General features: G+C 53.3%; 11 protein-coding genes. 5 read left to right on the plus strand and 6 right to left on the minus strand.

Annotated elements, in window-relative coordinates:
- The first annotated feature begins 636 nt into the window (after nt 1-636).
- Nucleotides 637-1377, plus strand: coding sequence for an SGNH/GDSL hydrolase family protein (locus WCC56_RS00415; RefSeq protein ID WP_424690464.1), 741 nt, complete (start codon nt 637-639; stop codon nt 1375-1377).
- Between the two features lie 59 nt (nt 1378-1436).
- Here WCC56_RS00415 and WCC56_RS00420 read toward each other — a convergent pair whose 3' ends face one another.
- Nucleotides 1437-3410, minus strand: coding sequence for a methyl-accepting chemotaxis protein (locus WCC56_RS00420; RefSeq protein WP_424690465.1), 1974 nt, complete (start codon nt 3408-3410; stop codon nt 1437-1439).
- 264 nt (nt 3411-3674) lie between these two features.
- Nucleotides 3675-5027 carry a glutathione-disulfide reductase gene (gorA, locus tag WCC56_RS00425; protein WP_424690466.1) on the minus strand — a complete coding sequence of 451 codons (1353 nt, stop codon included), beginning with the start codon at nt 5025-5027 and terminating at the stop codon, nt 3675-3677.
- A 176-nt stretch (nt 5028-5203) separates the two neighbouring features.
- Here gorA and rnz point away from each other — a divergent pair, with 176 nt between their 5' ends.
- Entirely contained in the window at nt 5204-6118 is a 915-nt protein-coding gene (gene rnz, locus WCC56_RS00430; RefSeq protein WP_424690467.1) for a ribonuclease Z, read from the plus strand.
- 66 nt (nt 6119-6184) lie between these two features.
- Here rnz and WCC56_RS00435 read toward each other — a convergent pair whose 3' ends face one another.
- Both WCC56_RS00435 and WCC56_RS00440 read right to left on the minus strand, forming a co-directional pair.
- A complete protein-coding gene (locus WCC56_RS00435; protein WP_424690468.1) occupies nt 6185-7027 on the minus strand; it encodes a 23S rRNA (adenine(2030)-N(6))-methyltransferase RlmJ in 843 nt (280 codons plus the stop codon).
- Nucleotides 7028-7122: 95 nt separating this feature from the next.
- On the minus strand, nt 7123-7947 hold the full coding sequence (locus WCC56_RS00440) for a lysostaphin resistance A-like protein (RefSeq protein WP_424690469.1): 825 nt from the start codon (nt 7945-7947) through the stop codon (nt 7123-7125).
- Nucleotides 7948-8237: 290 nt separating this feature from the next.
- On the opposite strand from WCC56_RS00440, the gene prlC reads away from it, so the two are divergent.
- Together prlC and rsmJ are read left to right on the plus strand one after the other, a co-directional pair.
- Nucleotides 8238-10277: an oligopeptidase A gene (gene prlC, locus WCC56_RS00445; RefSeq protein ID WP_424690470.1), complete on the plus strand. Its 2040-nt coding sequence runs from the start codon at nt 8238-8240 to the stop codon at nt 10275-10277.
- Nucleotides 10278-10283: 6 nt separating this feature from the next.
- Nucleotides 10284-11039, plus strand: coding sequence for a 16S rRNA (guanine(1516)-N(2))-methyltransferase RsmJ (gene rsmJ, locus WCC56_RS00450; RefSeq protein ID WP_424690471.1), 756 nt, complete (start codon nt 10284-10286; stop codon nt 11037-11039).
- A gap of 68 nt (nt 11040-11107) precedes the next feature.
- Here the strand turns inward: rsmJ and uspA are convergent, their stop codons facing one another.
- Nucleotides 11108-11548 (minus strand): universal stress protein UspA, encoded by a 441-nt coding sequence (gene uspA / locus WCC56_RS00455; RefSeq protein WP_424690472.1) that lies wholly within the window; start codon nt 11546-11548, stop codon nt 11108-11110.
- 446 nt (nt 11549-11994) lie between these two features.
- On the opposite strand from uspA, the gene uspB reads away from it, so the two are divergent.
- On the plus strand, nt 11995-12330 hold the full coding sequence (gene uspB / locus WCC56_RS00460; RefSeq protein ID WP_424690473.1) for a universal stress protein UspB: 336 nt from the start codon (nt 11995-11997) through the stop codon (nt 12328-12330).
- Nucleotides 12331-12402: 72 nt separating this feature from the next.
- Here the strand turns inward: uspB and pitA are convergent, their stop codons facing one another.
- Nucleotides 12403-13905, minus strand: a complete 1503-nt coding sequence (pitA, locus tag WCC56_RS00465; protein WP_424690474.1) for an inorganic phosphate transporter PitA — start codon at nt 13903-13905, stop codon at nt 12403-12405.
- Nucleotides 13906-14012 lie beyond the last annotated feature (107 nt).

A 14012-nucleotide genomic window follows, 5' to 3' on the forward strand; every position in this document is an offset into this window, starting at 1 on the left:
AATAGCATTTTGCGCGTGATCCGTTTCGGCCCTGATTCCCTGAAAAGGACACCACTGTTCCTCCTGTCGAGTAGGCGCGATGATATCACCGTTGGCTTTAAGGATTTACTGCTGATGGGTAAATTCAGATAATGACTAAAAGGTTGGCAAAGTAGGCGCTCTGGTGACGGTATGGCGATTTACTCTGCTTTACGTTAACAGGTAGTCAATCTAAATCATTGTAAAACATGGTTAATTTTATTGTTATTTACAATATGGGAGGCTTGGTAAACAGTGGTTACAAAGATTTTTGGTCTGCTTTTTTCCCTAAAATGATGCACGATTTTTAAGTAAGTGGGGGGGCGTAACGCGCTTTTTTGGGAGGATACTGTTAATTAATTGATGCGATAATGTTAGTTGTGGGTTTTTTTTTGCAGGCTTCAGCGCTGAAGTACAGCAGGTTTTTGCCAAAGGGTCTGGCGGCGTGGCACGTTACTGAGACGCCCATTTTGCGCAGGGAAGTCAGAATTTGCTTGTTTTATTCTCATGTCAAAAATGATAAATTTCTTCCTTATGAACTAACAGTTTCCCATTTATATAACTGTTCAGCTTCAATAAGGTGCTGAACGTTTCTTTAATACCAGGTAAAGGTCTTCTATGTTCAAAAACATTTTAATCTCTCTGCTGGCATTTCTCTCTTTTGCTTCGTCGGCAAAAGATACCCACAGTGGAATGATTATTGAAGCCTACGGTGGATCCAGTACTGCAGGTGTGATGGCTATCAGGAAAGATAATGGTCGCCTGACGAATATCATTACCAAAGATAACGAAATGCATTTTTTAAGTGAGTTTTTACAGAAAAGATATGGCAAGAGTATCGAGGTTATAAATAAAGGACAGCCTTCAGCTCAAGCCGTAGAATTGCTTAATGGAACCTATAAATATAAAAATAATGGTCTGTGGGCTGATGAAATGAAAAAATCCAAGGCAAGGCTGATCATCCTTAATTTTGCAACTAATGATGCGCGCCATTACCATTTTAAAGATGCCAAGCCGGGATATGTGTTAAGTCCGGAACAGTATGAAAAGGTGATGACTGAACTGATCACTATAGCTCGTGATAATGGGAAACAGGTGTTATTACAGGAACCCCACCCACTGTGCGGAAAGGCAGAAACATGGGATGTCTCTCCTTACAGCATCAAGCTGGACGCGCTGGCGAAAAACTTATCTGTGCCGGTGGTCAGACAGTATCAGCGCATACAGGATATGCCTGGATGGCAGTCGATGATGTCTCCAGACTGCATTCATCCCTCAAACGAGTTATATAAAATAAAAGCTGAAGAGACGTACAAAGTGATTGATAAGAACTTCGAAACGTTGATGGCCAAACGCTAAATCCAGTCCACAAAAAAGCCAGCATAAGCTGGCTTTTTTGTGGCTATGAGACGGCGTTATTACCCTTTCTCATTCGCCGTAGAGAGGTTTTGCAGCACTGAAAGTTGCGCTACGGCGTCCTGCATGGCATCCATTCCGGCGGTCAGGCTTCGCAGGCTACCGAGGTGCTGGGCAATGCTTTCCCGTTGATGCGCGGTCTGTTGGCTCATCGCGGCTATCGAATCAGCAGCGGCGATGCTGCGCTGTGCCATCTCAGTGGAGGTTTCCACCGTTTCACTGGCTACAGCACGGATGCGGAAAATGGTGTCGACAGCCTGACCAATATTGCCGGCCGTTGAATCTGCCTGCTCTTTAGAAGAGTGGGCCAGACGACGAACCTCTCCCGCCACCACCGCAAATCCACGTCCGGCTTCACCGGCACGTGCTGCTTCAACGGCGGCATTCAACGACAGGAGATTGGTCTGGAAGGCGATATTACTGATCCCGCTGGTAATCTCATTGATGCCATTTGAGATTTTCTCCAGGTCATCCAGCCCTTGCCCCAAACGCTGTTGCGCCTGCTGACTTTTCAGCGCGATATCACTGATTGAGCGAATGCTGTTTTCCGCCATCCCCAGCGTCTCATTCTGCGTTTGCGTGGCGGCTTCCAGCATCGGCAATGCTGCCATCAACGGCGTCAGCTCTTGCTGATACGAGATCACGCGATTCAGCACGCGTGACTGGATGCTGTTCAGCGCTTCCCAGCGGCGCAACGCACGTTGAGCGTAATGCCCGGCATAACCCGCATACTGCACCGAAAACTTGCTCATCGCTTTCACGTCCTGGTTGAAAAACACCAGTGCGGATAACGTCTGGTTAATCGGCACGCCAAGAATTTCACCAAAGCTGGAGAAGCCCGCTGCGGGCAGCCCTTTAAAGAAATGCGCGTTGTGGAGTTGTTCTTCATTGCCTACCCGGCGAAGGATGCAGTCATTCATCAGAATGGCCGCAGGTTTGCCTCGATTAGCGATAAACGATTTCCAGTCCTGACGCGTCGTCTCTTTAAAGTCTTTTTCTTCAAGCAAATACAGGCGATCGCCGAATTCCAGATCGCAGAAAAAATGAATGTTGTTGGCTTCAATTTTGGCAATGGAGCGAATGAAATACTCTTCACCGACCTTCACGCCAAACGTCAGTCCTTTCAGGTGCTCAGTCAGTTGCGACTCTTTGCAGCCAAGCCAGCTCGCCAGCGCATCGGTAAAACTGACCTGCTGACCCTTTTGATCAAATACGGAGCTGACCGTCCGGGCAACAGGATCGGCCTCAGCAATAAGCCAGCTTTTATCTTTCGCTACAAAGTTTTGGCTTTTAAACGGCGCAAAGGATTTCCCGGCGGCCATCTGGCAGAAAATGATCACCGCTTTACCCTGCAATATTTTGCCGCCAACGCTGATCCAGGTGCCATCAAACTCAATCTTTCCGCCCGCCGACCCGCCGATTGCCAGGCAGGGGAAACGCCCGCAATTATACCAGGCCTGCATCAGGAAACCTTCAGACGCCGACAGACCGTCACAATAAATCATCGCGAAGCTGCGGTCGGAAGAGAGCGGCATATGCACCGACAGTCTGCTTAACTCTTGCTGGATCGCGTCGATACGATCGGCAGCCGTGTGTGTGTCATTCACATGTAAATCGACGATATGCGTTTCGTGACGCGCAATCAGGCTATCAGGCAGCATCAGCCAGCTGCCCTGCTGACCAGCGCCTTCGCAGTAAGTGCTCTCTTTGCCGCTACTGCTCAGCGCGCCATTAGAAGAGAGGGTAATCACCGTCAAATCCGCTGAAGTGAAGCGTTGCCAGGCCTGGCTGACCCGCTGGAAGTCCGCATAAGGCGGTACAAAGGTCATTAAAATACCGGCACTCTTTTCAGTTAATCCAGCTTGTGAAAGTGAAGCAGGCAGGCTCTGACAGTCGAAAGTCCCGTTAGCGGGCTGGTGTTTACTGCGAAACAGCAAAGCTGACAGGCGCTGTTTAACCGCCCTGAATGGAAACATGGGTTTACCCTTACTTTTTAATGATTTAATGGATAGTGATTGGTGAAAAAGAGAGTCTGGTGACCAAAGGAGGGCTAAAGGCATGTTCCATACGCAAGAAGAACTCAGGAGCGAGAGAAAACGCGACTTGTGTTTACTGCCTCTCACTTCCTGAACGTTATCGCCAGATTCGGCAAAAACTTTAATGATAAAGCGGACGAAACGCGCCATTAAGACAATAAAAAAGCCAGCATAAGCTGGCTTTTTCCGATCCCCAATTGGGGCTTAACGCATGGTGACAAACTCTTCCGAACCGGTTGGGTGGATGGCCACAGTGTTATCGAAGTCTTTCTTGGTTGCGCCCATTTTCAGTGCAACGGCGAAGCCCTGCAGCATCTCATCCATGCCATAACCAATACCGTGGATGCCAACGATCTTCTCGTCTTTACCCACGCATACCAGCTTCATGCGGCACGGCTGACGGTGCTGAGTCACGGCGGTGTACATGGCGGTGAAGGAAGATTTATACACTTTCACTTCGTCATCGCCGTACTTCTCACGCGCTTCTGGCTCGCTCAGGCCAACGGTGCCGATTGGCGGGTGGCTGAAGACCACGGTTGGCACATTGCTGTAGTCCAGATGTTCTTCAGGCTTGTTGTTGAACAGGCGCTCAGACAGACGACGACCGGCGGCAACAGCCACTGGCGTCAGTTCTACCGCACCGGTGTTATCGCCAACCGCATAAATGCCAGACACGTTAGTGTTCTGGTACTTATCGACGCTGATGTACCCTTTATCGTTCAGCTTCACGCCAGTGACGTCCAGGTTCAGGTTGTCGGTCATTGGCTCACGACCAATTGCCCACACCAGACAATCAACCGTCTGCTCCTGGCCATTTTCCAGCTGCAATGTCAGGCTGCCATCGGCATTTTTGATCACCGCTTTCGGTACGGATTCAGTATGCAGCGCAGGGCCTTCGGCATTCATCACTTCAACCAGCGTGTCCACGATCAGCGGATCGAAGCTGCGCAGTGGCGCGTGTTTACGCACAAACAGATGGGTCTCTGAACCCAGCGCGTTAACCACACCAGCGATTTCTACGGCGATGTAACCTGCACCAACAACGGCAGTGCGTTTTGGCAGGGCATCCAGCTCGAAGAAGCCGTCGGAGTCGATGCCGTACTCGGCACCCGGAATGGACGGATGAGTAGGACGGCCACCGGTCGCGATCAGGATGTTATCGGCAGTGATCTTTTCGCCGTTGACTTCCACGGTATGCGCATCGATAAAGCGTGCGTAGCCCTTGATCACGTCCACGTTGTTTTTACCCAGCACGTTGTCGTACGAGGTGTGAATACGGTCGATATAAGCGCTGCGGTTTTTGACCAGCGTCGCCCAGTTAAAGCTGTTTACGGTGGTGTCGAAGCCGTAATCCGGTCCATATAAATGGATTGCTTCGGCAATCTGCGCCGCGTGCCACATCACTTTCTTCGGGACACAACCGACGTTAACGCAGGTACCGCCGAGGTCTTTAGCTTCGATCAACGCGCATTTCTGTCCGTACATAGCCGCGCGGTTAATAGAGGCGATACCGCCGCTGCCGCCGCCAATAGCAAGGTAGTCATAATGTCTGGTCATCGGGTATTCCATAAGTCAGTGAAATGAATTGGCAGTAGTGTAACGCCACTCGGTTAAATGCCGCAAAGTTTGCGTCTATGATTGTGATAGGGCAGCGGGGCTAAAATCAGCGATAATCATCAATTACTGCGAGATGGCTCACTGTTTTCGCTTATTCACAGGCAGAGAGAGGCCGGATGGAATTGCTATTTTTAGGGACCGGTGCGGGCACGCCCAGTCGCCAGCGGAATGTTACCAGCATCGCGTTGAATTTGCAGGGAACGCGCAGTGGCTGCTGGCTGTTTGACTGCGGCGAAGGGACCCAGCATCAGATGATGCGCTCCCAGGTGAAGACCGGGAAAATCGAGAAAATTTTTATCACTCATCTGCATGGCGACCATATCTTTGGTCTGCCGGGTTTGCTAACCAGCCGCTCAATGAACGGCATCAGCGAAACGATGACTGTTTATGGCCCGAAAGGCATCAAAGCCTTTATCGATACCACGTTAAGCCTGAGCGGATCCTGGCTGACCTTCCCGCTGGAGATTGTGGAGATCGAAGCCGGAGAGCTGTTCAACGATGAGCACTTCCGCGTGACGGCTTATCCGCTGACACACCCGGTTGAATGTTACGGTTTTCGCATTGAAGAGCATGAAAAACCGGGCGCGCTGGATGCGCAACGGCTGCTTGCCGACGGCATCAAGCCTGGCGTGCTGTTCCAGCAGTTAAAGCTGGGTAAAACCGTGACAATGGAAGACGGCCGTGTGGTCAATGGCCAGCACTACCTTGGCCCGGCGACCAAAGGCCTGACGCTGGCGATATTTGGTGATACCAGCCCAACGCCTGCCGCCAAAGAGCTGGCAGCGAATGCCGATGTGATGGTGCACGAAGCTACGCTGGAAGTGGCGCTGGAAGAAAAGGCGAACGGGCGAGGGCACTCTTCAACGGTGCAGGCAGCTACGGCGGCAAAACGGGCGGGAGCGAAAAGGCTGATCGTGACGCACCTGAGCTCGCGTTATCTGCGTGAGGATGCGGAAAGATTACTGGCAGAATGTCGGGAGATCTTCCCCAATACCGAGATGGCACATGACTTCTCGCTATTCAGGTTCTGAGCCTTTGCTCTGAAGGCAAAAGTCAGGCAGCGGGGCGAGCAGCGTCGCCCCACAGTCCTTTACGCTTTATTCAGGCACAATCCAGCTGACTTTGGCGTGACCGGTGCCAGACGGCACCAGATGCTTCAGCAGCCACGGCAGCACGTTATTCATCTGTTGCTCCAGCTTCCACGGTGGGTTGATCACGATCATCCCGGAAGCCGTCATGCCAAAGCGATCGCTGTCCGGGCGCACGCCCAGCTCAATCTGCAGAATGCGGCGGATGCCAGAAGCTTCCAGCTCTTTGGTGATACGTTTAATCTGCTGACGCAGAACAACCGGATACCACAGCGCGAACACACCGGTGCCAAAACGCTTATACCCTTCAAGCAGACCCTGAACCACGGCCTGATAATCCGTCTTCATTTCGTAAGGCGGATCGATCAGCACCAGAGCACGGCGTGACGGAGGCGGAAGCTTGGATTTAAGCTGCTGGAAGCCGTCTGCACGTTCGGTGCGGGCACGGTCATCTTTCTGGAATTCGTTACGCAGCATGGGGTAATCGCTTGGGTGCAGCTCGGTCATGTTCAGCTTGTCGTAAGGACGCAGCAGATGACGAGCGATCAGCGGAGAACCAGGGTAAAAACGCAGTTTGCCGTTCTTGTTCAGCGCCTGCACGCAGGAGATGTAGCTTTCCAGCTCTTCCGGCAGATCTTCCTGTTGCCAGATGCGGGCAATCCCTTCCAGATATTCACCTGTACGCTCGGCGTGCTCGCCGCTCAGCTGATAGCGCCCGGCACCGGCGTGGGTGTCCAGATAGAGGTAAGGTTTATCCTTCTCATTAAGCGCAGTGATAATCAGGCTCTGAACGGTATGTTTGAGAACGTCGGCGTGATTGCCGGCATGAAAACTGTGGCGATAACTCAGCATGTCGTGGGATCTGTCCGGTGGGGAATGAGGAGCGTGCCGCCGTTGGGCGGCACAGATTGGCGTCAGTATAACTGTCCTGCGGCGAAAATGCTCTGTTATCCTGGCAGGCGCTGCCACATCGGATAGGTGAAAAACAGCAGGTGCAGCAGATTAAAAGCAAAGTGCACCAGAGTGGAGACCCAAACTCTGCCGCTCCACAGCCAGGCCAGGCCATAGATAATCCCGGCCATGGCGGCAAAGAGCACCAGTAGAGATCCGCCGGCGATATGGGCCAGGCCGAATACGCCTGCTGCAATCAATAATCCCCAGACGTTGCCCACCTTTTGGCTCAGTCGCTGCTGCAGATAACCCCGAAACAGCGCTTCCTCCGCAAACGAGACAAAGAACAGGTTAGCCAGCATAAAAGCGCCCAGCCACTCCGGCAGATGTCGCTCAACGCGCAAGCCGCCTGCCAGCGTGGCAACCAGCAGCAGCAGCGGCATTGATAACATCAGTACCAGCCACCACAGCTTGTTCTTTGGCCCCGCCGCCGGGCGCTTCAACAGCGTTGGCAGACAGGCAAGCAACAAAAACGGGATCAACGCTTTGTCGAAGTTGTAATAGAAGCTAAAAGGCGCGCTTTCAGGTCCAGCTTTCACCGCACTGACAATCTGCGGATTAGAAAAACCGGGGATCAGATGCAGCATCAGCGCCACCGCGCTCAGCAGCAGAATGGCTTCTGCAGCCAGGCCCACCGCGGCGGGTTTTTTGATCTGCCGATGGCCAATCGCCACGGCACCGATAACGATCAGCGCCGTTATCGCCTGCCAGTGAAGCGTGCCGTCCACGGCGGCCAGGATCAGTGCAACAGCCAGCAACCCGAACGAGGCCCGACGGTAAAAAGGCAGGAAAAGCAGCGAGGCCGCGTAGACGTACCACATAACAACACTCCGTGTAGAACTCGTGTTAACAGGAAACGGCGGAAGTATGCGGCTGGCTGCCGGGGCAGGCAACTGGAATCGTGTTGAGAACGTCTGAATCTGCAGATGGAAATGACCGAGATCAAAAGGCGGGTTTTCTGCTTCATGCCGCTGCTTTGGCAGGCGAAAGGGCCAACTTTCGTCACTTATCGTAACCGCCAGGCCATTGAATTTCGCTACACTTAGCCTCATGTTAGTCTAATCGCGTGCTTAACCGCGCCTCATACATGTTTGATTATAAGGACTGCGCAATGACCAATCCGTTACTCTCCTCTTTTACGCTTCCTCCTTTCTCCGCCATTAAACCAGAACACGTGGTGCCAGCTGTGACTCAGGCCCTGGCCGAGAGTCGGGCAGCCGTTGAGAAAGCGGTTGCCCAAGGCGCGCCTTATACCTGGGATAACCTGGTTCAGCCGCTGGCTGAAGTCGACGACCATTTAGGCCGTCTGTTCTCCCCGGTCAGCCACCTGAATTCGGTTAAAAACAGCCCGGAACTGCGTGAAGCCTATGAGCAGACGCTGCCGCTGCTGTCCGAATACAGCACATGGGTGGGTCAGCACGAAGGCCTGTATCAGGCTTACCGTAATCTGAAAGAGACCAGCTACGCCGGATTAACCGCCCCGCAGCAGAAAGCCGTGGATAACGCGCTGCGTGATTTCGAGCTGTCCGGTATCGGCCTGTCCAAAGAGAAGCAGAAGCGTTATGGCGAAATCGCCGCGCGCCTGTCCGAGTTGGGGTCGAAATACAGCAACAACGTGCTTGATGCCACTATGGGCTGGAGCAAGTTGATCACCGAAGAAAGCGAACTCTCCGGCATGCCGGAAAGCGCGCTGGGCGCTGCCAAAGCGCAGGCCGAAGCCAAAGAGCAGGAAGGTTGGCTGTTAACGCTGGATATCCCGAGCTATCTGCCGGTGATGACTTACTGCGACAACCAGGCGCTGCGTGAAGAGATGTACCGCGCGTTCTCTACCCGCGCTTCCGATCAGGGCCCGAATGCCGGCAAGTGGGATAATAGCGAGGTGATGGCTGAAGAGCTGGCGCTGCGTCATGAGCTGGCACAGCTGTTGGGCTTTGACTCCTACGCCGACAAATCGCTGGCGACCAAAATGGCCGAAAACCCGGCGCAGGTGACCGACTTCCTGACGGGGCTGGCCAAACGCGCTCGTCCACAGGCTGAGCGGGAAATCGAGCAGCTGCGTGCCTTCGCCCAGAAAGAGCATGGCGTTTCTGACCTGAATCCGTGGGATCTGACCTACTTCGGTGAGAAGCAGAAGCAGCACCTGTACGCGATCAGCGACGAACAGCTGCGTCCTTACTTCCCGGAAGAGCGTGCCGTTAACGGCCTGTTCGAAGTGGTGAAACGCATTTATGGCATCACTGCCAAAGAGCGCAAAGACGTGGATGTTTACCATCCGGACGTGCGTTTCTTCGATCTGTTCGACGAAACCGGCGAATTACGCGGCAGCTTCTATCTGGATCTCTATGCGCGTGAACACAAACGGGGTGGCGCATGGATGGATGACTGTGTAGGCCAGATGCGCCTTGCCGACGGTTCTCTGCAAAAGCCAGTCGCTTACCTGACCTGTAACTTCAACCGTCCGCTGAAGGGCAAGCCTGCACTGTTTACCCATGATGAAGTGACCACGCTGTTCCATGAGTTTGGCCACGGTCTGCACCACATGCTGACCCGCATCGAAACCCCTGGCGTGGCTGGTATCAGCGGTGTGCCTTGGGATGCGGTAGAGCTGCCAAGCCAGTTTATGGAAAACTGGTGCTGGGAGCCGGAAGCGCTGGCGTTTATCTCCGGCCATTATGAGACCGGCGAGCCGCTGCCACAGGAACTGCTGGAGAAAATGCTGGCCGCGAAGAATTATCAGGCGGCGCTGTTTATCCTGCGTCAGCTGGAGTTCGGTCTGTTCGACTTCCGTCTGCATGCGGAATTTGACCCGGCAAAAGGCGCGCAGATCCTTGAGATGCTGAAAGAGATTAAACAGCTGGTTGCGGTGATACCAAGCCCGGCCTGGGGCCGCTTCCCGCACGCCTTCAGCCATATCTTTGCCGGGGGTTATGCTGCCGGTTACTACAGCTATCTGTGGGCCGATGTGCTGGCCGCTGATGCTTACTCACGCTTCGAAGAGGAAGGTATCTTCAACCGTGAAACGGGCCAGTCATTCCTGGATAACATCCTGACGCGCGGCGGATCCGAAGAGCCAATGGAGCTGTTCAAACGCTTCCGTGGCCGTGAACCGCAGCTGGATGCGATGCTGGCTCATTACGGTATTCAGGAATAGCGTTAGGTGAAGATCTGTTTAGTTGATGAATCGGGCGCCGGAGACGGCGCCTTATCTGTTTTAGCAGACCGCTGGCAGCTGGAGCACGATGCGTCCGCGCCGATGGCGTTGGTCATGACAGCCACGCACCTGGAGTTACGCAAGCTCGACGAGCCAAAGCTGGGCGGCATTTTTGTTGATTTCGTAGAAGGGGCGATGGCACACAGGCGGCGTTTTGGCGGGGGACGAGGCGAAGCGGTTGCCAGAGCCGTCGGTATCAAAAGCGGCTATCTGCCAGCGGTGGTGGATGCCACAGCCGGTCTGGGACGTGATGCCTTTGTACTGGCCTCGATTGGTTGCCGTGTACAGATGCTGGAGCGCCATCCTGTGGTGGCGGCGTTGCTGGATGATGGTTTACGACGTGGCTATGAAAGTGCCGAAATAGGCGGCTGGCTGCGACAACGTTTGACCTTAATCCACGCTTCGAGCCTGCAAGCCCTCAGCGAAATCGTCGAACAGCCGGATGTGGTTTATCTGGACCCCATGTTTCCTCACAAGCAGAAAAGCGCGCTGGTTAAGAAAGAGATGCGGGTGTTTCAGACGCTGGTGGGGGCCGATGACGATGCGGATGGCTTACTTGAGCCGGCAAGGCGTCTGGCGAAGAAGCGCGTGGTAGTCAAGCGCCCTGATTACGCCCCGCCACTGGCTGGCGTGGTGACACAGGCGGCGGTGGTGACCAAAAGCCACCGATTTGATATCTATCCTCCGCTAGTCAGCGAATAGCTGGTGTAGCGACCAACAAAAAGGGCGAAATATCTTCCGCCCTTTCTTCATTCTGCTTATCAACCAGACTACTCGTCGTCTTCTTCATCGCGCAGTGGCACGATCAGCATATCGATATGCACGGTATTGATCAGTTGGCGAGCCGATGACATCAGCTTGCTCCAGAAGTCCTGATGGTGACCACAGACCACTAAATCCACATCGTATTTTTTGATGGCGTCGACTAATACCTGGCCCAGATCGCCGCTACCGCTAAGGGTTTCGGAAATCGGATAGCCGGCGCTATTGGAGAGGTCAGTCAGGGCGGTGTGGGTCTCTTCAGAGATACGTTTTTGCATATCGCCAAGGTTTACATCGATCAACCCGGTATACAGGTCGGAATAGTTCACATCGACGTGGATCAGTGACACTTTGGCATCGTAAGGACGCGCCATGGACACCGCTTTGGCGACCAGCAGCTTACTTTCTGGGGAAAGGTCGACTGCAATCAGAATGTGTTTGTAAGACATAACGATACTCCTTTCATTCGTTGCGGAGAGTTATCCGCCGACAAAGTTGTCTTTTGGCATCATAACACATTGAAATCCGTTGCTAATGTTTAATGCATTGAGGGGTAGTGCCACGCCTGAGATAAGGAAACATGCCGGCGCCTTTATCGTTTTCGCTTTTATTATAGCCCGAATTGTTAACAGAAGAGCGTGCAGGTCGCGCCGTTTGCGAGCGGGATCAACATGATTTTTTCTCTCTTTCTGCTGGTTAGACAAAACATCGCTGGAAAAAATTTAAGCAAATCTCCTACACTGATATTAACGACCTGTTATGCGCTAATGACAGTCGCTCAGCGGTTACAACACCAATTTTGTCTGGTTCAATGAGGTGATTGGCGAATCATCGTGGGGCTTGTCTGGCGTTCCCCGCTGACTGCGCCCTTAAGATGCCTTGCCGGGAGGGGATCATGATCAGCACCATCGCGCTTTTCTGGGCTCTTTGTGTGGTTTGTGTGGTGAATATGGCGCGCTACTTTTCCTCTTTGCGCGCGCTTTTAGTGGTGCTACGTGGGTGCGATCCTCTGCTGTATCAATATGTGGATGGCGCGGGCTTCTTTACTTCACACGGGCAGCCGAGCAAACAGGTTCGACTGGTGCGTTATATCTGGTCACAGCGCTATCTGGACCACCATGATGACGAGTTTATTCGCCGCTGCGAACGGGTTCGTGGGCAGTTTATCCTGACCAGTGCATTATGCGGTCTGATTGTCATTAGTCTGGTCGGGCTGGCTATCTGGCACTGACGCCGCGCCGACAGTAGAAACGAAAAAAGGGCGGAGAGTGTCTCTCCGCCCTTTTGTTTTACCTGCAGGTCGTTACGCCACGAACTTCAACGCAATCCAGTACAGGCCACCGGACAACACTATCGAGACTGGCAGGGTCAGAATCCAGGCCAACAGGATGTTTTTGATGGTGCGGCTCTGTACGCCTCCGCCATCAACCAGCATTGTACCGGCCACGGAAGAAGAGAGGACATGCGTTGTCGACACTGGCATCCCGGTGTAGCTGGCTACACCAATGGAGACCGCTGCCGTCATCTGCGCTGACATACCTTGCGCATAAGTCATGCCTTTTTTACCGATCTTCTCACCGATAGTGGTCGCAACGCGACGCCAGCCAACCATGGTTCCCAGAGACAGCGCTAAGGCTACCGCCACGATAATCCAGATTGGTGCGTACTCCACGGTGTTCAACAAATCGCTTTTCAGCTTGCTGAGGAAGCGCTTGTCGTCATTGGTAACGTCAGGCAGCTTAGCCGCTTTTTCAGCCGTATCAGAGATGCACATCAGCAGGCGACGAAGCTGTGCCCGTTGATCGACGTTCAGCTTGTCGTAGCTTTGCAGGTTATTCAACAGGCCCTGGGCCTCGTTGATAGCTGGCAACGCACGGGACGCATCACAGTGGAACTCTTTCGGGCCGCTTGGCACTTCTTCCGGCGTTGGCACGGCTGGTGGAGCCATCTGAATGATATGGGTCAGCGAATCAGCATGCTGCTGATAGTACTGCTCCAGATGGTTCACCGCATCGCGGGTTCGGGTGATGTCATAACCTGTAGAATTCATGTTCACCACGAATCCGGCAGGGGCCACACCAATCAGCACCAGCATGATCAGACCAATGCCTTTCTGACCATCGTTGGCACCGTGCGAGTAACTCACGCCGATAGCCGACACAATCAGGGCAATCCGGGTCCAGAACGGCGGCTTCTTTTTGCCGTCGATCTTTTCACGTTCAGCAGGCGTCATGTGGATCCGGCGACGTTTCTTGTTGCCGCTCCAGTAACGACGAAGGATAAACACCAGGCCGCCTGCAATCACCAGGCCAACTATCGGCGAGATCACCAGCGACAGGAAGATGCCAATCATTTTCGGAATGTTCAGCGCATCCACCACCGAGGTGCCGGTAAGGAGTGCGTTGGTCAGGCCAATGCCGATAATGGCCCCGATGAGGGTATGGGAGCTGGAGGCCGGCAGACCAAAGTACCAGGTGCCGAGGTTCCAGATAATAGCGGCAAGCAACATTGAGAAGACCATGGCGAGGCCATGAGCCGATCCAACGTTGAGTAATAAGTCTGTGGGAAGCAAATGAACGATAGCGTAAGCCACGCTCAGTCCGCCCAGCAGGACGCCAAAGAAGTTGAATACCCCGGCCATGACTACCGCAACTTGCGATCGCATTGCTCGGGTATAAATAACAGTCGCCACCGCATTGGCCGTATCATGGAAGCCATTTATCGCTTCGTAGAACAACACAAAAAGCAGCGCAAGCACCAGTAACGTACCGGTGTGATAATCGAGACCAGCAAACAGATGTAACATAAGCGTTAAGCCATTTTGGAGGACATGAACGCGGCGCATTATCAGCGAGAAAGCGCGGCTGGGGAAAGGGAAATATAGACTTTTTTTGACATTAATGTGGCAATCAG

This window comes from Erwinia sp., assembly GCF_049696395.1.
Lineage (GTDB): Bacteria > Pseudomonadota > Gammaproteobacteria > Enterobacterales > Enterobacteriaceae > Erwinia.

Excerpts from the sequence above, each read along its gene's own strand:
- uspA (WP_424690472.1), bottom strand. The coding sequence starts at position 11,548 with ATGTCTTACAAACACATTCTGATTGCAGTCGACCTTTCCCCAGAAAGT.
- gorA (WP_424690466.1), bottom strand. The coding sequence starts at position 5,027 with ATGACCAGACATTATGACTACCTTGCTATTGGCGGCGGCAGCGGCGGT.
- uspB (WP_424690473.1), top strand. The coding sequence starts at position 11,995 with ATGATCAGCACCATCGCGCTTTTCTGGGCTCTTTGTGTGGTTTGTGTG.
- WCC56_RS00415 (WP_424690464.1), top strand. The coding sequence starts at position 637 with ATGTTCAAAAACATTTTAATCTCTCTGCTGGCATTTCTCTCTTTTGCT.
- prlC (WP_424690470.1), top strand. The coding sequence starts at position 8,238 with ATGACCAATCCGTTACTCTCCTCTTTTACGCTTCCTCCTTTCTCCGCC.
- pitA (WP_424690474.1), bottom strand. The coding sequence starts at position 13,905 with ATGTTACATCTGTTTGCTGGTCTCGATTATCACACCGGTACGTTACTG.
- WCC56_RS00420 (WP_424690465.1), bottom strand. The coding sequence starts at position 3,410 with ATGTTTCCATTCAGGGCGGTTAAACAGCGCCTGTCAGCTTTGCTGTTT.
- rnz (WP_424690467.1), top strand. The coding sequence starts at position 5,204 with ATGGAATTGCTATTTTTAGGGACCGGTGCGGGCACGCCCAGTCGCCAG.
- WCC56_RS00435 (WP_424690468.1), bottom strand. The coding sequence starts at position 7,027 with ATGCTGAGTTATCGCCACAGTTTTCATGCCGGCAATCACGCCGACGTT.
- WCC56_RS00440 (WP_424690469.1), bottom strand. The coding sequence starts at position 7,947 with ATGTGGTACGTCTACGCGGCCTCGCTGCTTTTCCTGCCTTTTTACCGT.